Raw genomic sequence first — 17968 nt, forward strand, 5'->3', positions numbered from 1 at the left:
GCCATCAGCTTGCTTCAGGCCTGGTCAAGGTTGCAGCGTACAGTATCAGGCCGTCATGCATCAGCTCTGCTGTGCCCGCACCAAACCTGTTGTAATACATCTTAAAACGTTCATCCTGCACATACAGGCTTGCCAGTTGCAACAGCCGCTGTGCCGGGCAAGGGCCATAACTCAGTAACCATTGGTGCTGTGCCTGCATCAGTTGTTGTACTTCAGCTGAATCCGCACTCAGATGCCGCAGTTGCGACAATTGCGACGCTATCTGCTCGCCTTGTTGGGCTTGTTCCTGTTGTTCGCGCTCAGACAACTGTTGCTGTTGCTGCTCGTGCTGTTCAACTTCAGTGGCGCCCCAGCGTTGTATCGCTTCTTCACGCAGCACTTGCGGGCTGAAATGTTGAAATAAAGCCGAATGATTTGGGTTAGACATAGTCTCAGACTCCAGTTGTAACAAGGATTGATCCAGCATGCCTAACAGTTTGGTCAGATGGTCCAACCTTGCCTTTAGCTGCTGCTTTTGCGCCAATAAACAAGAAACTAAGTTGTAGTCGGGGTTTTGCAGCAGACGCTGAATTTCAGCCAGCGGCAATTCCAGTTCACGATACATCAGGATTTGTTGCAACTGCAGCAGTTGTTGCTGCTGATACAAACGATAACCGCCAGCACTGCGTGCCATAGGTTTAAATAAATCTATCTGATCATAATGGTGCAAGGTGCGGACACTAATGCCGGCAATCTTTGCTAACTGGCTGATGGTAAAAGACATAACTTGGTTTCTTCGCTTAGGCTTAACTGCAGTCTGGGCCCTGACGTTACGTCAGACGCAAGTGGTTTTTTTAAATTTTCAGGGTGGCTAAGCAAAGCTCAGTGTTAATTCACCTGATTACGGCCGTTGGCTTTGGACAGATACAGCTGTTGATCGGCTCTTTTAATTGCAGCCGGAATATCCTCAGCGGCTGTGGCTTCGGCCACGCCAAAACTGCCGGTGATCACCAGGTCGGGGTGCTGGGGTAACAACCTTTTTTGGGCAATAGCAGCACGAATTTTATCAGCCACCCTTACGGCGTCCTGCAGGCTGGTTTTGGGCAACATCAATAAAAACTCTTCACCACCATAACGGCAACAGATATCCTGAGTGCGCAGTTTTTGCCGGAACAGCAGCGCCGCCTGCTGTAACACTAAATCGCCCTGATCATGACCAAAACTGTCATTGATATGTTTAAAGTGGTCGATGTCGGCCATCACTACCGCCATCGGGAAAAACAGCTCAGGTTGTTGTTTGGTGTGTTCCGGTAATACATCCTCCAGAAAACGCCGGTTGGCGAGGCTGGTCAGTACATCGGTATTGGCTTGTTGTTCTTTGCTGTGCTGCAACACACTCATCGAATGGTGGCTGCGCTCGCGGAAATGTTCGTTGATCCAACCAACCGCCAGCACAGTGCTAAAAGAGGCGAGAAAACGGGCCACTTCGGCTGTGGCATAACGGGCTTGATGTAACTCGGGACCAAATAGTAAAAACACCAGTCCGGCAAACATCAGCAGATTCATAATAATACCGGCTTGGGCGCCTAGCAGACCAAACAGAATAAGCGGCACCGGAAATACCCAGTATAAAGCGGTGTTTTGCGAACCGCCGTGCCACACCAGTAACAACACAAAAAACAACGCAAAAAAGGCCACCAGAGAGCAGGCCAGCCGGAGCTGCTGTGAGCGGTGAAACCAGATGGAAATCAACAGCAACGCCAGTGCAGCGCTAAATAACAGCAGTTGCAATGACAAATCAGCACTGAATAAATGATAAAAGCCCATCAGCAATAACGTCAGTGAGCTGATATAGCTGGCAAATAACAGAATATAACGCCGTCTGAGCTGATCGATAGAAGCGGCTTTATGATGGCTTTGCGACAGTGGCAAAACGGCAGTTCCGAAGCTGTTGAATAATCAAGAGTCTGCGACCGGATCGCAGAAATAACAAGTTTAACCGGCGCTTTTTTTCAGCAGATAACGATAAGGCAGCTCTGAGGTATCCATCGCAACCAGTTCGTGATCCATAAAACGGCAAAATGCCGGAATATCGCGGGTGGTCGCCGGGTCGTCGGCCAGAATTAACAAGGTTTGGCCTGCGGCCATTTTCCGGATCGTCAGCCTCACCATCATCACAGGTTCAGGGCAGCGTAAACCCAAAGCGTCCAGTTGTTGATCGGCATTGGCAAACACATCGGTCATGGTGCATTCCGCGAAAGTAAAACAGGCGCTTATGGTAACGGCTCGGCTGGTGGATTTCAAAATATAAAAAACGGCCGGTAAAGGCCGTTTTTGCGGATGAGGGTGCTGAGGCTCGTTATCAGGCTAAACCTAAATCCCGGGTCATATTTTCATTACGATCCCGGTGCACTATGACGTTATCTTCAATCCGGATGCCGCCAAATTTACGCATCGCATCTACTTTATGCCAGTTTACGTATTTGCCATGTTCACTTTGTTTCAGACTAGCCAATAACGAATCAATAAAATACAAACCAGGTTCTATGGTGAACACCATGCCAGGTTCTACCAAACGGGTGGATCGCAGGAAAGGGTGATTATCCGGTGCTGCCACATGAGTACCACGTTCATCCGCCATAAAACCACCGACATCATGCACTTGCAGCCCTAAATGATGGCCAATGCCATGTGGGTAAAAAGTGCGGCTGATTTCGGTTTCGACTATGGCGTCGGCGCCCAGCTGCACTAAATCAAAATCGGCCAGAATATTGGCAATCAGCTGGTGTGATTTTAAATGCACTTCAGTGTATTTAATGCCGGGTTTTAAGCTGTCGACCAATTGTAATTCAATGGCATTCATCGCCTGAATCAGCGCGGCAAATTCATCATTTTTAGCGCTGTAAGTGCGGGTAATGTCGGCGGCATAACCATGAAATGACGCGCCGGCGTCTATTAAAAACGAATGATGCTCAGCCGGTTTTTGCCGCTCCAGCACTGTGTAGTGCAAAATGGCAGCGTTTTGGTTAAGCGCAATAATATTGCCATAAGGCACTTCGTTTTCGCCCTGACCTACCGCAGCTAAATACGCCAGCTGAATCTCAAATTCGCTGCCGCCAGCGCGAAAAGCCGCTTCTGCCGCTCTGTGGCCATTGACGGCAATACGGTTCGCTTCGCGCATACAGGTCAGTTCGTAGTCGGTTTTATAAGCGCGGTGATAATGCAGGTAGTTCAACACAGCTTCCGGGTTCAGTTCGGTAAAACCCAGGGCACGAGCCAGTTCCAGCTGTTCGCCCAGATAGGCCATCCGCGCTTTGTCGTAGGGCAGCAGTTGTTCAACTTTGGTTGCTTTATCAATCAGCTGAATATCAAAAAAACCGGCCCAGAAATCGGTTGGGGCGTCCGGCACCTTGTGCCAGAAATCAACAGGTAAATAAAACACCAGTTTGGGTTTATTCACGCCGTCGACAATCAGCCAGCAGTGTGGGTTGTCGACCAGCGGCAACCAGGCTTTAAACAGCGGGTTTACTTTAAAGGGATAATCCATGTCGTCGAGAAACTGACGTTTAGCCTGGCCTGAATGGATCACCAGTGCGTCCAGATTTTCCCGTGCCAGCACGGCTTTAGTGCGTTGTTGCAGCTCAAACAGGTGAGCGGCGTACAGAGGTTGGTAAGCTGGTCGCATGGCTGTTCCTATTATTAGTGATCAAATTAAGTTACCGCAGCCGCTTTTGCGGCTGCAACAGGCCAACAAGGGGCAACTCAGGTTTTTGTGATGGCTCAGGAGCTTTCACCAACCTGCATAGTGCTTAATGGCACAAAAACGTCGTGGTTCTGATTCATTCTGATGTTGTAAATCTGATAATAAGCCAGCACCGCTTTGACATATTCCCGCGTTTCTTTAAACGGAATGGTTTCAATCCAGATATCCAGCGGCATTTGCTGGCCTTTGGGCAACCAGGTTTTTACTCTGCTGTAACCGGCATTATAAGAGGCGGTGGCAAATACCAGGTTGTTGTTATTTTGCCGCATCAAATAGTTCAGATAGTCGGTGCCCATATCGATATTTACATTCGGGTTATACAAAGTTTGTACCGCCACCCGCCGGCCCGAGATGTGTTTGGCCGTTTGCGGCATAATTTGCATTAAACCATGAGCGCCTACCGGCGATTTAGCTGTTGGAATAAAAGTACTTTCGCGCCTGGTAATGGCCATAGCCCAAGCCGGGTCTACGCGGGCTGCTTTGGCATGCTTTTGAATTTCCTGATTAAACACCATAGGGAAACGCATTTCTACATCGTCCCAATAACCGGCATCGGCCAAAGCAAAAATAGCTCTGTCATACCAGCCTTTGTCGTAAGCGTATTTGGCGGCGCTGAGTTTTTCCGGTTCAGTGCCATATTTTTGCAGGAAAGTCAGTTCCCGCTTGGCTGCATTGGGGCGACCAATGGCTTGCCATTCATACATCCGGGCTATGGCCGCACTCTTTTTAAAGGCCTGATATTGTTCAGCTGTGACCGGTACTGGTTTATGTGCCAGGCTGGGTTTTAAGCCCAGTTTGGCTGCAGCCATAAAACCATAATAGCTGCGCTCTTCGGCCAGTTTTGCCAATACCTGTTTAGCTTGTTCCTGCTGACCAAGCTCCTGCAGCACACGGGCTTGCCAGTATCTTAAGTTATCTTTGTTACGGCTTTCTGCCGGCAGTTCTGCCAGCATTTGCTGAATTTGTTGCCATTGGTTTTGCCTGAGCAGCCAGGCCAGTTGCCACTGAATAAATAAATCGTCTTTCAGCGCCACAGGTACCATGGCAATAAACTTGCTGGCACGGGCGTCGTTTTTACTGGCCAGCGCAATGGCAAACTGGCGGGCCACATCGGTACGCTGCGCTTTGGTAAATTGTGGATCTGTTTCAAATCGTTGCCATACCCGCAGTGCTTGTTCCGGCTGTTTCCACACCATTTTTTTCAGCGCATAAGTCAGAATTTCGCGCTCCCAACGATGCTTGAGCGGTAAAAACTTTTGTCTTTGTACCAGGCCAGGGTTTTCAATCACCTGTTTCCATTTATCGCCAAGATATTGCAGGTTTTTTGGCAGCAGGGTGCGTAAATAAGGAATGATACGCTCGTCACCCCCATCGGCGGCTTTGGTTAAACGTGCCCAGACGACTTCTGGCGTACGCTGACCGGCTTTTTGCCAGCGGGAAAACAGGTTGTCACACTCTTTGGGCAACGATTTGCCCACAGTCCAGAGTTTGCTCACTTCAGGCCAGATGGTTTTGGCGGGTTCATTCAGCAGCCGCAGTTGCAGTGCGTAACAGTCCAGCACAGTGTCTGTGCCCATCTGATAGTTCTGTAAAAACGGCTGACTCAGGCCAACACTGGCTAAATAAATCAGCCAGCGTTTTTTCATTGGCCATTCCAGCGGTGTGCCCTGGTGGCGTTTTAAAAAGTCTTTAACGTCGGCAGTTTTGCCCAGCGCGCGGCTTAAGTACTCCAGCTCAACATAAGGTTTCAGCGGGTAATGGTGTAAATCACGCAGGATTTTTTGCGCTTGTTCCGGGCTTGCTTTCTGAATGTTTTTTTCTGCTTTAAGAAAACGTTCCCGCAACACCTGATCTGAAGGTGCTGCCAGAGTGCTGCAGCTGAAAACCAGCAGCAGCGACACAAAAAAGCCAGTTCCTGAGATGCCGAACTTCGGTTGCCACATCTGTATAAATACCACCTATAGTTACACAGGCGTCGACGGCGAATTCAAACAAGCGTTTAAATAACGGTTGAATTTTTTCCTGAACCGCGACACACTGGACCCGCACAAGACTCATCTGACCTGTTGCGATAAAAAAGCATTTGTCACCTACGCGACGAAGGAGAACATCCATGATCTACCAGAGTTCCAGCATTACCGTGCAATACATTGCTGACGGTATTGCCGAGTTTACCTTTAACGCAGCCGGCTCGGTAAACAAATTTGACCAGCAGACGCTGGCTGATTGCCGCGCAGCGCTGGAAATCCTGCACAAAGATGCAAATCTCAAAGGTTTAATTTACAGCAGCGCCAAAGAAACCTTTATTGTTGGTGCTGATATTACTGAATTTTTAGCCACTTTCCAAAAGCCTGAAGCTGAATTAATCCCGTGGATCAAACAAGCTTCAGACATCTTCGACCTCGCTGAAGATTTACCAGTTCCAACAGTTGTGGCATTAAATGGTTTTGCGTTAGGCGGCGGTTGTGAATGGTCTTTAACGGCCGACTACCGAGTGGCCGACACCACCACCAAAATTGGTTTACCAGAAGTCAAACTTGGCCTGATGCCAGGTTTTGGCGGTACAGTGCGTTTACCCCGTATTGTCGGTGCTGATACGGCGATGGAGTGGATTACCACAGGTAAAGAGCGTGGCGCTGAACAAGCCTTAAAAGAAGGTGCTGTGGATGCGGTAGTAGCTCCGGCCAAATTAAAACAAGCTGCACTTTCCATGGTGCAGGATGCCATTGCCGGCAAGCTGAACTGGCGCCAGAAACGTGCTGCCAAGTTATCGCCACTGAAACTGAATAAAACCGAAGCTACTATGAGCTTTAATACCGCCAAAGGTATGGTGTTTGCCAACGCAGGTAAACATTACCCAGCGCCAATGTTAGCGGTAGAAACTATTGAAAAAGCCGCGCGCCTTGATCGCGCCGGTGCAGTAGCACTGGAAAACGCCGGTTTTGCCAAACTGGCAAAAACAGACGCCGCGACTGCGCAGATTGGTTTATTCCTGAATGATCAACTGATTAAAGGCAAAGCCAAACAAGCCGGTAAAATGGCGAAAAAAGCCATCAATAAAGCAGCGGTATTAGGCGCTGGCATTATGGGTGGTGGTATTGCTTACCAGTCAGCCTCTAAAGGCGTGCCAGTTGTGATGAAAGACATCAACGACAAAGCCTTAGAGCAGGGCATGGGCGAAGCCATTAAGCTGTTAGGCAAACTGGTTGAGCGTAAACGTTTAGACGCTGCCGGCATGGCCAAAGTGGTCGCCTCTATTACCCCAACTTTGTCGAACGAAACTGTGAAAGGTGTCGACATTGTGGTGGAAGCCGTGGTGGAAAACCCGAAAGTCAAAGGCGCAGTATTAAAAGAAATTGAAACTGTGGTGGGGCCGGATGCCATTATCACCTCCAACACTTCTACAATTTCGATCAACTCTTTAGCAGCAAACCTGGAAAACCCAAGCCGGTTCTGCGGTATGCACTTCTTTAACCCTGTGCACCAGATGCCATTGGTGGAAATTATCCGTGGTAAAGACACTTCAGACGAAACCATTGCTGCAGTAGTGGCTTACGCCGCAAAAATGGGTAAATCACCAATAGTTGTCAACGACTGCCCTGGTTTTTACGTGAACCGTGTGTTGTTCCCTTATTTTGCCGGTTTTAGCAAGTTAGTGCTGGATGGTGCCGACTTTGCCAAAGTCGACAAAGTGATGGAAAAACAATTCGGTTGGCCTATGGGCCCGGCTTATCTGCTGGACGTGGTGGGTTTAGATACTGCCCATCACTGCACCGACGTGATGGCGGCTGGTTTCCCAACCCGGATGGCCAAAGTAGATAACGACCCGGTCAGCGCTATGTATAACGCGCAGCGTTTTGGTCAGAAAAACGGTGTTGGTTTTTACGCTTACAGCAAAGACGCCAAAGGCAAACCGAAAAAAGACCTGGACGCAGCAAGCGGCGCTTTATTAGCGGGCATTGCAGCACCAGCGAAAGACTTCTCAGCTGATGAAATTATCGCCCGCACAATGATCCCAATGATTAACGAAGCCATTCGTTGTTTAGAAGAAGGCATAGTGGCATCAGCGGCGGAAGCCGACATGGGCCTGATTTACGGTTTAGGTTTCCCTCCGTTCCGCGGTGGTCCGCTGCGTTATGTGGACACCATGGGCCTGGCCAACTTCGTAGCTTTAGCTGACAAATACGCAGACCTGGGTGAAATTTACCAGGTTACAGATAAAACCCGCGCCATGGCTGCCAGCGGCCAGGTGTTTTACCCGGTTTAATTGCGGAGAATTACCATGAAACAAGCTGTGATTGTCGACTGCATCCGGACCCCTATGGGTCGCTCTAAAGGCGGTATTTTCCGTAATATCCGTGCTGAACAACTGTCTGCTTATGTAATGAGCGGCATTTTAGAACGTAACCCTGGCCTGAACCCGAGTGACATCGACGATGTGATTTGGGGTTGTGTACAACAAACGCTGGAGCAAGGTTTTAACGTGGCGCGTAACGCGGCGTTATTGGCCGGTATTCCGCATTCTGTGCCGGCCGTTACCGTAAACCGTCTATGCGGTTCTTCGATGCAAGCGTTGCACGACGCGGTACGCTCTATCGCCATGGGCATGGGCGAAGTGTATTTAATCGGTGGTGTGGAGCATATGGGCCATGTGCCTATGACCCACGGTGTCGATTTCCACCCTGGCTTAGGGGTATCTGTTGCCAAAGCCGCCGGTATGATGGGGTTAACTGCTGAATTGCTTGGCAAACTGCATGGCATCAGCCGTCAGGAGCAAGACGAATTTGGTGCCCGTTCACACCGTTTAGCCCATGAAGCCACGTTAGAAGGCCGTTTTAAAAACGAAATTCTGCCATGTTTAGGCCACGATGCCGATGGTGTGCTGAAGCTGTTTGATACCGACGAAGTGATCCGCCCTGAAACCACAGTGGAATCATTAGCTGCGCTGCGTCCGGTGTTTGACCCGGCCAACGGTACTGTAACAGCCGGTACTTCTTCGGCGTTATCAGACGGCGCATCCGCCATGCTGGTGATGAGCGAAGACAAAGCCCGCGCTTTAGGCCTGAAGATCCGCGCCCGCGTCATTGGTATGGGTGTGGCCGGCTGTGACCCGTCGATCATGGGTTACGGCCCTGTGCCGGCGTCGAAAAAAGCGCTCAAAGCCGCTGGTTTAGACATTGGTCAAATCGACTTCTTCGAGCTGAACGAAGCTTTTGCTGCCCAGGCTCTGCCGGTGATGAAAGACTTAGGTTTGCTGGAAGTGAAAGAAACCAAAGTGAACTTAAACGGCGGTGCTATTGCGCTGGGTCACCCGCTGGGCTGCTCAGGCTCACGTATTTCCACCACCTTATTAAATGTGATGGAAAGCAAAGGCGGCAAATACGGTTTAGCCACTATGTGTATCGGTTTAGGCCAGGGTATTGCCACTGTGTTTGAGCGCGTTGATGCTTAACTAGCAGAGCAAACACCATTGCGGATAAGGGCTTTTGTTCTTGAATCCGGCAAAAACCAAAAAGGGCTGATAAATTATCAGCTCTTTTTTATGGTCAATTGAAAACCATCTTTAACGCTGTGGTTTTGGTAGGGTGTACCCGCCGCAAAGCGGCAGTAAGTCGAGGGGAATTAATTTTTTCAGCAGCTGTGGTTATGGCATGAGTTGTGGTGCGGCCGACAACCAACCACCGGCAACTACTGCGTTCGCCCGTTCGCGCCTCCCGCGCTCACTCTTGAATGCTCACTCCGCAGCTCCCGGTTGTTGGTTGGGGGGCTCATTTTGCGATTTGTTTTTTAACACACTTCAGCGCTACTTTTGTTAAAGTAGCCTTTTTATTGTTTTCAATTAATTAATGGAGTGTAGTCGGATGAAAGGGAGAATTTTAAAACAGCCCCTGATATGGTTAAGTCTGTTGTTTTGCACAAGTCTACCGGTTAGTGCAAACAGCCTGCCGGACTTTCCTTTCGTGGTGGCAAGTGGCAGTGCTGAGCGTTCGGTAAAGCCCGATACTGCAACTATTAGCATCCGACTTTTGGCATTTCATCAGGATTCTGCAGTGGCTCTGCAACAAGTGAGCGAAAGCTCAAGCAAACTGACAACTATTTTGCAGCAACTAAAAATCCCGCTAAGCGCTTTGGAAGCGTCAGATCTGGAAAAGGATGTAAAACGGCAGCGTGGTGACAACTATGAAGATTTACAAATTTTAGGCTACGAAGTGGCACGCAGTTTTACACTAAAACTGCGTGGGCTTGAGCAGTATCCAGAGCTGGCAGCTGAGTTGGTCGCGCTGAATCATCTCAGCAGCCTGTCTGCTGAATTTGACAGCAGTCAAAGAATAAAACTTGAGGCGGAATTAGTGACTGCTGCGGCGAAAGATGCGGCAACCCAAGCAGAGAGAATGGCGCAAAGCTTAGGAAATAAAATTCATTCGGTATATGCCATGTCGCAAGCTTCCAATTTTGGCAATTTTTTCGCGACCTTTGGTAGCTTGGACATGGGGATTGGGCGAGCTATGATGCGCGATGGCGGGCCGAGAGAAATGAAGATGTTTATTCCGCAAACAATAACAATTCAACAAGGTATTAATGTGGTGTTCCGGCTGGAGACAGGAAAATAATCTTCTGATGTCTACATTTCGCTGGACGCGCAACAAAGTGTTGGCGTCAGAAAATTGTTCTGACACCAACACAAATCCCAGACACTTCCGCATCAAGCAACCGCCAGCTTCACCGCAATCCCTGCCAAAGTCGTTGGGGTCAGGTCTTGAACTGTGCGTTGTTTTAGTTATTTTCGCAATCTAGAACCATACCAGCGCTTTTCCTCCCCGTTGAGACGAGCCGATAAAAATTGAAAGTTTGAGGTTTTAAGACGCCAACTGTTTGAGACGGCTGACGCTAGCAGCCGTCGAGTTTTGGCGGCGCCTCAAACTTTCAATTTTTAGCGGGCTTTCGAAGGCTCACCGGGGTGATTTCTTTACGTCTCTTTCTTTGTCAGCAAAGAAAGAGACTCGCCCGCTGGGGCGAGACCCGGCATACGCGCCATGCCGCAGGGCATCAAAATAATCAAACTACTGCAAGTTTGAAAGCAATCCCTGCCAAAGTCATAGCCACCAAGCCATCAAACACCCGCCAGCGTTTTGGTGAACTCAGGACAACTTTAAGCTTGGGTGCCAAAGCGGTCAGGCTGCTAAACCAGCATAAAGAAGCCAGGCAAGCGCCGACCGTGAACCAACCCGGTTGTGGCTGCAAAGTGCCCACACCACCAATCAGCACCACAGTGTCCAGATACACATGAGGGTTGAGCAAAGTAATGGCCAAAGCGGTCACAGCGGTTTTTGGCCAGGGTTGCACCTGTATTTGTTGGTTGGCCAGCAAACCTTCGTTACCTTGCCAGGCACGGCGGGCGGCGCCGTAAGAGAGCCACAGCAGCATCAACACACCACACCAGGTGAGCACCGGCACCAGCGGCGGCAATATTTGTTGTAACCACTGCACACTATAAACCCCGGTGATAATCAGCAGCGCGTCACAGCTGATACATACCAGCGCTATCACCAGCCGGTTGGCGCCGGCCATACTTTGGCTCAGCACCCAGATATTTTGTGCGCCAATGGCCACTATCAGGCTCAAACCAACGGTAAAACCGGTAAAAAATGACAACATAGGGCGCTCCTCAAAAAAGCCGTGGGCAAAGCTGGTATCGGGGTGAACAATCGCTGCGCTAATCGCAGCCAGAACTGCGATTGGACGGCTAAAGACCCATTTCAGATCTGTCAGTCAACACTGGTCAGAGTGTAAAGAATCGCACTAGAATGAATCCAACGAATAATTTTTAGCCTACATGAGTTTTAATCATGATTGATTATCGGCTATTACAAGCGCTGGCGGCTGTGATTGAACAACAGGGTTTTGAAAAAGCAGCGTTGCAGCTGTGTTTAACCCAGTCGGCCGTTAGCCGGCGCATTAAACAACTGGAGTTTTTATTGGGTCAGCCGGTGTTGCTGCGCACTTCACCTCCTGTGGCCACTGCTGCAGGCCAGCGGCTGCTGAATCATTTGCAACAGGTGCGGCAAATGGAAGCTGCATTAGGGCTCAGTGACGACACCGAGCAGATGCTGGTGCGGCTGGCTACCAATGCCGATTCTTTGGCTACCTGGTTGCCAGAGGCGCTGGTATTGCCGGAACACCCCGGCGTGCAGTTTGATTTAGTGGTGGAAGATCAGTCGGTTGGTTTAAAGCGCATGAAACAGGGCGAGGTGATGGCTTGTGTTTGTGACGCCGCCCAGCCGGTGAATGGTGGGGCCGTGTTGTATCTGGGGGCGCTGCGCTACCGCGCTGTCGCCAGTGTGGATTTTGTCAAAAAGCATCAGCTCGATGAAAATCTGCCAGCCAAAATAGCCGCTGTGCCCTGTATGGTGTTTAGCCAGCACGATCAGCTGCAACATCAATATCTGCAGGATATCGCAGGTGCCAGCCCACAGCGGGTGCATTTATGCCCATCCTCTGAGGGGTTTGTGCGTGCTGTGCAGGCTGGTTTAGGTTTTGGCTTATTGCCGGAGCAACAATGTCGGCATTTGCTTGATGCAGAGCAACTGATTGATTTATCTCCCGGTTATTATCTGGATACACCTTTGTACTGGCATTATTGGCAAACTGAAAGCCCGCTGCTGCAGCTATTGCGACAGCGGGTTGAGCAAACAGCTAAACAGTATTTAGTTCAGCCAGCATTGTTGTGAGCACCGGCGATCACCGGCAGTTCAGCTGCTTTAAAGCGCCTGAGCGGGTGATGATGCGAATGCGGGTGCTTTGGCTGTTGTGGCAGTACCCCGCCAGCGCCATAACAACCAAAGCGCCAGACAATCCACCAGCAACGCAAAAACACTGGCCTCAGCACCAAAATGGCCACCGGTCAGCCAGTCTGGTTGCGCTTGCAGTTGAGGTAATAACCAGCCGTTATGTTCATAACCACTGACCTGAAAACCCAGCAGATAACCTTGTGCCCAGTTCCAGCCAAAATGTAGCCCCAGGGGTAAAGCTAAACTGCGGGTTTTGAGATAAGCCAGGCCAAAGAGTAAAGACGCTAATGCCAAATCCAGTGACGCCACCACTTTAGCACTGCCTGTAAGGCCAGGATTGTCCCAATGACCTAACGCAAAAACCGTGGCAAACAACAGCTGGGTAGGCCAGATGCCTATGCCATCCAGCAGGCGCTGAAACACAAAACCACGGTATAACAGCTCTTCCAGCGCTGCTGCTATCAATAACAAATAAGCACCATAGATTAAATCTGAGGCTTGAAACTTAGGGTTCAGGCTAAAACTGACGGTGGCGCAACTCCACATCAGCGCCGCTATCAGCAACATCATCAACACGCCGGCACCGGTGCCCAGCAGCAACTGTTGCCACCAGGTTTTGTTCAGTTGCAAACCTAAGTCACTGAAGTGCTGCCGGCGCAGCAATAAACAACACCAGCTCACCAGCAATAAAAACAGCAGTGCCAGCGGTTCCAATTGAGTGGTGCTGGCACCAAGGCTTGCCAGCCAGTTTTTTGTGGGTTTATACAGCTGCTGTGATACAACCAGAATGGCCACAAACACCAGCACCCACCAGCCGTTTCTCAGTTGTTGTTGGCTATTAAAAAAAATTTTGTTCATACAATCTGTCCGTTTATTGGAATGATATTTCGGATAAGGTGCCCACCAGGGCAGGTGCGGGTGGCAAGTTAAATGCCACAAAAAATATTATTTATATTCAGTTGGTTAGGTGTGTTTCTGTTTTGGTTTTTCGGCAGAACCACCAGTTAATGGTCATTTATGTAATAAAGTGGTTACAATGGCGAAAAATGATTGCTGAGCAATGAGTTACAGCTACAAAGTGGTCAAATTTTTCTGGCCTGAAGGGTTTTGTACGGCATTTGGGCCGGTGAAAGGATAAAAAATGGCAGATTTTGTATTACAACCTGTGTTAACCGGCAAACAGATCACGTTATTGCCATTACAAGCCGATGATTTTGAAGCGCTGTTTCAGGCCGCCAGCGACCCCTTGATCTGGCAGCAGCACCCTGAGCCAAACCGTTATCAGCGGGAGGTATTTGCGCGTTTTTTTGACAGTGGCATTCAATCCGGCAGCGCTTTTAAAGTGGTGGATAACCAAAGTGGTTTTATCATTGGCTCCAGCCGTTATTACGATATCAATCTGCCAGAGCGTGAACTGGCAATAGGCTACAGCTTTTTGGCGCGCAGCCATTGGGGCGGGGCTGTGAACGGCGAAATGAAACAGCTGATGCTGCAGCATGCTTTTTTACATGTGGATAAAGTCTGGTTGCATATTGGCGCTAACAATATCCGTTCCCGCCGTGCCGTGGAAAAAATTGGTGGGGTATTTTCCCATCAGGTGGAAGACATCAATGTCGCAGGTGAAACCGAATATAAAGTGCATTATTACCTGACGCCGGCTTTGTATCAGGCTGCTGTTGAATAGCCGTGAGCTGTGACAGTCATTTAGCTGGTCAATGAAGCAAGCCAGCAGCAATAAAAATGCCGGACTCAACATGGGTTTAGCCCGGCATTTAAAGTTTAAATTTTGTTTTAAAACAATTAGATAAAAATGGCGCTGACCTGGAATAAACGTTCCACTTCACCGATAAACTTTTTATCCACTAAAAACAAAATCACATGGTCGTCGGTTTCTATGACAGTGGCGTCGTGGCCAATCATCACTTCGTCACCCCGCACTATGGCGCCTATGGTGCAGCCCGGCGGCAGTTTAATTTTGCCGATGGCCTGACCCACCACTTTAGAGGTGGTTTTATCACCATGTGCTATCGCTTCAATGGCTTCGGCGGCACCCCGGCGTAACGAATACACGTTCACAATATCGCCACGGCGCACGTGGGTTAACAAAGCGGAAATAGTGGCTTGTTGTGGCGACACCGCAATATCTACTTCACCACCTTGCAGCAAATCTACATAAGCGCCGCGTTTAATCAGCACCATGGTTTTTTGCGCGCCCATCCGTTTGGCCAGCATGGCCGACATAATGTTGGCTTCATCGTCGTTGGTCACAGCTAAAAACACGTCCACCTGATCGATGTTTTCTTCCTGCAACAATTCAGGGTCGGAGGCATCACCGGCATACACCACAGTGTTTTCCAGCGTGCTGGATAAATATTCGGCCCGCTCTTTACTGCGCTCGATGAGCTTCACACTGTGGGTTTTTTCCAGCGCTTTGGCCAAACCAAAACCCACGTTACCGCCGCCGGCAATCATTATGCGGCGGTAGCTGTTTTCCAGCTTTTGCAGTTCGCTCATGACAGCGCGGATATGTTTGGTGGCCGCGACAAAAAACACTTCGTCGTCGGCTTCAATAATAGTGGTGCCAATAGGTTTAATGGCATGACCCCGACGGTAAATTGCCGCTACCCGGGCATCAATATGTGGCATATGTTCACGCAGCGTGGACAGGGCATGACCTACCAGCAAACCGCCGTAATAAGCTTTCACCGCCACTAAACTTACTTTACCACCGGCAAATTCCACCACCTGCAAGGCGCCAGGGTAGTCGATTAAACGGCGGATATAGTCGGTGACCAGGGTTTCCGGCGCGATAAAGTGATCAACCGGCATATCGTCTTTATTAAACAGCTGATCGCGGTATTTGATGTATTGGTTGGTGCGGATACGCGCCACTTTGGTTGGGGTGTTAAAAATACTGTAAGCCACCTGACAAGCCACAATATTCACTTCGTCGCTGTTAGTCACCGCAATAATCATATCGGCATCTTCTGCGCCGGCTTTTTTCAGGATATCCGGATGAGCGCTGTGGCCATGCACCACCTGCAAATCCAGTTTATCCTGCAAAGCTCTGAGTTTGTCGGCGTTAATGTCGACCACAGTAATGTCGTTTTCTTCACCCACCAGGTTTTCCGCCAAAGTGGCACCAACCTGACCTGCACCCAGAATGATAATTTTCATCCGTTCGCCTTTTTGCTGAGTTTGGCGTAAAAGAAGCCATCGGCTTGTTGTTCGCCAGGCAATATTTGCATTTGACTGTCGTTGATTCCAGCGCCCAAAGCTACAGCTTCGGCATCAGGGTGATGTGCCAGGAACTGACTGATTTGTTGATGGTTTTCTGCTGGCAACACGCTACAGGTGGCGTACAACAGCGTGCCGCCCGGTTTTAATAAAGGCCAGATTTGAATAAGAATTTGTTGTTGTAAGGTGGCGAGCGCCTGAATGTCGGCGGCTTTTCTAAGCCAGCGGATATCCGGATGACGGCGGATCACACCGGTCGCGGAACAAGGCACATCCAGCAAAATACGGTCAAAGGGCTGACCATCCCACCATTGGCGTGGGGTAGCGGCGTCTGCGGCTTTAATCTCAGCCTGATGGCCCAAGCGCGTGAGGTTGTCCCGCACTCTGTCCAGGCGTTTCGCGTCTTTATCCAGCGCCAGTACCTGAGCCTGTGGCGCAATTTCCAGAATATGACCGGTTTTGCCGCCGGGGGCGCAACAGGCATCCAGAATACGTTCGTCGTTTTCTGGTGCCAGAAACAGCGCGGCATACTGGGCGGCTAAATCCTGCACGGCAAACCAGCCATCCAGATAACCGGGCAGCAGCACCACATCAGTGGCCTGCGCCAGCAAAATAGCTTGCGGCAAGCCTGGTTCTGGTTGGCTGAACTCAATAGCTTCGGCCGTTAACGCCTGACAAAACTGTTCGACGCTGCAACGCTGCACGTTTACACGAAGCCAGAGTGGGGCTTTTTGCTGGTTTGCCGCCAGAATCTGCTGCCACTGCTGTGGGTAAGCTTGTTGCAGTGAATTGACCAGCCAGGACGGATGATTGGTTTGCACCGGCAACGGTGCCTGACTGACATCAAACAGCTCTGGTTTGCGCTGCACTGAACGCAGCACACCGTTAATTAATTTGGTCATCGACTGACCTTTTAAATAACGGGCGGCTTCGACTGTTTCACCCACAGCGGCGTGGTCGGGGATACGTAAAAACTTCAGCTGATATATGCCAACATAAATTAAAAACTGCAAAGGTCTTAATTGTTTAATCAGTGGTTTAGCCATTAATTGCTGGCAGACAAAATCCAGCAAAGGCAAATGGCGCAGCACACCAAAACAAATTTCCTGTAATAAAGATTTGTCGGCCGGGTGATCAAATTGCAGCTGGGCTTTGGGCAAAACATCAGACAAAGATTTGCCCTGATCCACCACCTGATAACAACAAGTGGCGGCTACGGCACGCAGGTTAGCGCTCATGCTGAAACACCCAGTACTTGCCCAACAGGAAACCAGTCCGCACGGCCATTAATAAAATCGGCCACTGCCATGGCTTTTTTACCAGGCGGTTGCAGCTGCTCCAGCACTAAAGCGCCATCGCTGGTCGCAATCACAATGCCTTTTTTGTCCACTTTCAATACTGTGCCGGGCGTTGCTGCCTGTGTCAGAGGTTCCACTCTGGCCTGCCAGATTTTTAATTGCTGGTTGCCAAGCTGCAGGTAGCTGACCGGCCATGGGTTAAAAGCACGGATTTCACGCTCCAGCGCTGCTGCTGCTTTATGAAAATCGAGTTGGGCTTCTTCTTTACTGAGTTTTTCAGCGTAGTTGGCTTTGGCGTCATCCTGCGCCACTGCTTTTTGCTGCAGTGCCGGTAAGTCCTGTAAAGCGTCCAGCAAAGCTTTGGGGCCAACCTCAGCCAGTTTTTCATACAGGCTGGCGGAAGTGTCGTTTGGCTCAATGGGTAAAGTGGCGATGCTCAGCATAGCGCCTGTGTCTAAACCTTCGTCCATTTGCATGATGGTGACGCCGGTTTGGGCATCACCCGCCCATAAAGCTCGTTGAATAGGCGCAGCACCACGCCAGCGTGGCAGTATAGAACCATGCACATTAATACAACCCAGTTTGGGTGTGCCGAGTACCACGGCAGGTAAAATCAGGCCATAAGCCACCACCACCATCAGGTCGGCGTTTAAGGCGGCAAGTTCTGCCTGCGCTTTGGCTTTTTTCAATGACTTGGGCTGATAGACCGGAATATCGTGTTGTAGCGCCAACTGTTTTACCGGACTGGCCTGAAGCTGTTGACCACGGCCGGCAGGGCGGTCGGGCTGACTGTAAACCGCAACCACTTCATGTTCTGAGTTCAGCAAAGCCTGCAAGTGGCGGGCGGCAAAATCCGGTGTACCGGCAAAAATAATGCGTAATGGAGTCACGGCAATTCCTGT

The 17968-nt window shown here is 50.0% G+C and carries 15 protein-coding genes; 5 read left to right on the forward strand and 10 right to left on the reverse strand.

Going from position 1 to position 17968, the window contains the following annotated elements; genetic code table 11:
- Nucleotides 1-4: 4 nt before the first annotated feature.
- The 5 genes from N3Z11_RS12820 to N3Z11_RS12840 all read right to left on the reverse strand — a co-directional run bounded on the left by N3Z11_RS12820 (nt 5) and on the right by N3Z11_RS12840 (nt 5643).
- On the reverse strand, nt 5-763 hold the full coding sequence (locus tag N3Z11_RS12820) for a MerR family transcriptional regulator (RefSeq protein ID WP_260657583.1): 759 nt from the start codon (nt 761-763) through the stop codon (nt 5-7).
- A gap of 104 nt (nt 764-867) precedes the next feature.
- A complete protein-coding gene (locus N3Z11_RS12825; RefSeq protein WP_260657584.1) occupies nt 868-1911 on the reverse strand; it encodes a diguanylate cyclase in 1044 nt (347 codons plus the stop codon).
- Nucleotides 1912-1974: 63 nt separating this feature from the next.
- Nucleotides 1975-2223: a sulfurtransferase TusA gene (gene tusA, locus N3Z11_RS12830; RefSeq protein ID WP_260657585.1), complete on the reverse strand. Its 249-nt coding sequence runs from the start codon at nt 2221-2223 to the stop codon at nt 1975-1977.
- A 118-nt stretch (nt 2224-2341) separates the two neighbouring features.
- Entirely contained in the window at nt 2342-3664 is a 1323-nt protein-coding gene (gene pepQ / locus N3Z11_RS12835) for a Xaa-Pro dipeptidase (protein WP_260657586.1), read from the reverse strand.
- Nucleotides 3665-3759: 95 nt separating this feature from the next.
- A complete protein-coding gene (locus N3Z11_RS12840) occupies nt 3760-5643 on the reverse strand; it encodes a transglycosylase SLT domain-containing protein (RefSeq protein WP_260657587.1) in 1884 nt (627 codons plus the stop codon).
- 212 nt (nt 5644-5855) lie between these two features.
- Between N3Z11_RS12840 and fadB the strand changes: the two genes are divergently transcribed.
- From fadB to N3Z11_RS12855, 3 genes are all read left to right on the forward strand, one after another.
- Nucleotides 5856-8009 carry a fatty acid oxidation complex subunit alpha FadB gene (fadB, locus tag N3Z11_RS12845; protein WP_260657588.1) on the forward strand — a complete coding sequence of 718 codons (2154 nt, stop codon included), beginning with the start codon at nt 5856-5858 and terminating at the stop codon, nt 8007-8009.
- On the forward strand, nt 8010-9194 hold the full coding sequence (fadA, locus tag N3Z11_RS12850) for an acetyl-CoA C-acyltransferase FadA (protein WP_313771358.1): 1185 nt from the start codon (nt 8010-8012) through the stop codon (nt 9192-9194). It begins immediately after the preceding gene.
- Nucleotides 9195-9603: 409 nt separating this feature from the next.
- On the forward strand, nt 9604-10353 hold the full coding sequence (locus N3Z11_RS12855; protein WP_260657590.1) for an SIMPL domain-containing protein: 750 nt from the start codon (nt 9604-9606) through the stop codon (nt 10351-10353).
- Between the two features lie 445 nt (nt 10354-10798).
- Here N3Z11_RS12855 and N3Z11_RS12860 read toward each other — a convergent pair whose 3' ends face one another.
- Complete coding sequence (locus N3Z11_RS12860) at nt 10799-11398, reverse strand: LysE/ArgO family amino acid transporter (protein ID WP_260657591.1); 600 nt, start codon at nt 11396-11398, stop codon at nt 10799-10801.
- 191 nt (nt 11399-11589) lie between these two features.
- Between N3Z11_RS12860 and N3Z11_RS12865 the strand changes: the two genes are divergently transcribed.
- Nucleotides 11590-12471 carry a LysR family transcriptional regulator ArgP gene (locus N3Z11_RS12865; RefSeq protein WP_260657592.1) on the forward strand — a complete coding sequence of 294 codons (882 nt, stop codon included), beginning with the start codon at nt 11590-11592 and terminating at the stop codon, nt 12469-12471.
- Between the two features lie 30 nt (nt 12472-12501).
- On the opposite strand, the gene N3Z11_RS12870 is transcribed toward N3Z11_RS12865, so the two are convergent.
- Complete coding sequence (locus N3Z11_RS12870; RefSeq protein ID WP_260657593.1) at nt 12502-13389, reverse strand: CPBP family intramembrane glutamic endopeptidase; 888 nt, start codon at nt 13387-13389, stop codon at nt 12502-12504.
- Nucleotides 13390-13672: 283 nt separating this feature from the next.
- Here N3Z11_RS12870 and N3Z11_RS12875 point away from each other — a divergent pair, with 283 nt between their 5' ends.
- The gene (locus N3Z11_RS12875; protein WP_260657594.1) at nt 13673-14215 is read left to right on the forward strand and encodes a GNAT family N-acetyltransferase; all 543 of its coding nucleotides are present in this window, start codon (nt 13673-13675) and stop codon (nt 14213-14215) included.
- 116 nt (nt 14216-14331) lie between these two features.
- Here the strand turns inward: N3Z11_RS12875 and trkA are convergent, their stop codons facing one another.
- From trkA to fmt, 3 genes are read right to left on the reverse strand one after another with little or no spacing between them, the layout of a single operon-like run.
- Complete coding sequence (trkA, locus tag N3Z11_RS12880; RefSeq protein WP_260657595.1) at nt 14332-15708, reverse strand: Trk system potassium transporter TrkA; 1377 nt, start codon at nt 15706-15708, stop codon at nt 14332-14334.
- A complete protein-coding gene (rsmB, locus tag N3Z11_RS12885) occupies nt 15705-17006 on the reverse strand; it encodes a 16S rRNA (cytosine(967)-C(5))-methyltransferase RsmB (RefSeq protein ID WP_260657596.1) in 1302 nt (433 codons plus the stop codon). Before rsmB ends, trkA begins: the two co-directional genes overlap by 4 nt.
- On the reverse strand, nt 17003-17956 hold the full coding sequence (fmt, locus tag N3Z11_RS12890; RefSeq protein ID WP_260657597.1) for a methionyl-tRNA formyltransferase: 954 nt from the start codon (nt 17954-17956) through the stop codon (nt 17003-17005). The genes rsmB and fmt overlap by 4 nt, the downstream gene beginning before the upstream one ends.
- Nucleotides 17957-17968 lie beyond the last annotated feature (12 nt).

The sequence above is a fragment of the Rheinheimera sp. 4Y26 genome, from assembly GCF_025245835.1.
Lineage (GTDB): Bacteria > Pseudomonadota > Gammaproteobacteria > Enterobacterales > Alteromonadaceae > Pararheinheimera.

Coding starts and splice junctions, on each gene's coding strand:
- N3Z11_RS12820 (WP_260657583.1), bottom strand. CDS start 763: ATGTCTTTTACCATCAGCCAGTTAGCAAAGATTGCCGGCATTAGTGTC.
- tusA (WP_260657585.1), bottom strand. CDS start 2,223: ATGACCGATGTGTTTGCCAATGCCGATCAACAACTGGACGCTTTGGGT.
- pepQ (WP_260657586.1), bottom strand. CDS start 3,664: ATGCGACCAGCTTACCAACCTCTGTACGCCGCTCACCTGTTTGAGCTG.
- fadB (WP_260657588.1), top strand. CDS start 5,856: ATGATCTACCAGAGTTCCAGCATTACCGTGCAATACATTGCTGACGGT.
- N3Z11_RS12855 (WP_260657590.1), top strand. CDS start 9,604: ATGAAAGGGAGAATTTTAAAACAGCCCCTGATATGGTTAAGTCTGTTG.
- N3Z11_RS12860 (WP_260657591.1), bottom strand. CDS start 11,398: ATGTTGTCATTTTTTACCGGTTTTACCGTTGGTTTGAGCCTGATAGTG.
- N3Z11_RS12865 (WP_260657592.1), top strand. CDS start 11,590: ATGATTGATTATCGGCTATTACAAGCGCTGGCGGCTGTGATTGAACAA.
- N3Z11_RS12870 (WP_260657593.1), bottom strand. CDS start 13,389: ATGAACAAAATTTTTTTTAATAGCCAACAACAACTGAGAAACGGCTGG.
- N3Z11_RS12875 (WP_260657594.1), top strand. CDS start 13,673: ATGGCAGATTTTGTATTACAACCTGTGTTAACCGGCAAACAGATCACG.
- trkA (WP_260657595.1), bottom strand. CDS start 15,708: ATGAAAATTATCATTCTGGGTGCAGGTCAGGTTGGTGCCACTTTGGCG.
- rsmB (WP_260657596.1), bottom strand. CDS start 17,006: ATGAGCGCTAACCTGCGTGCCGTAGCCGCCACTTGTTGTTATCAGGTG.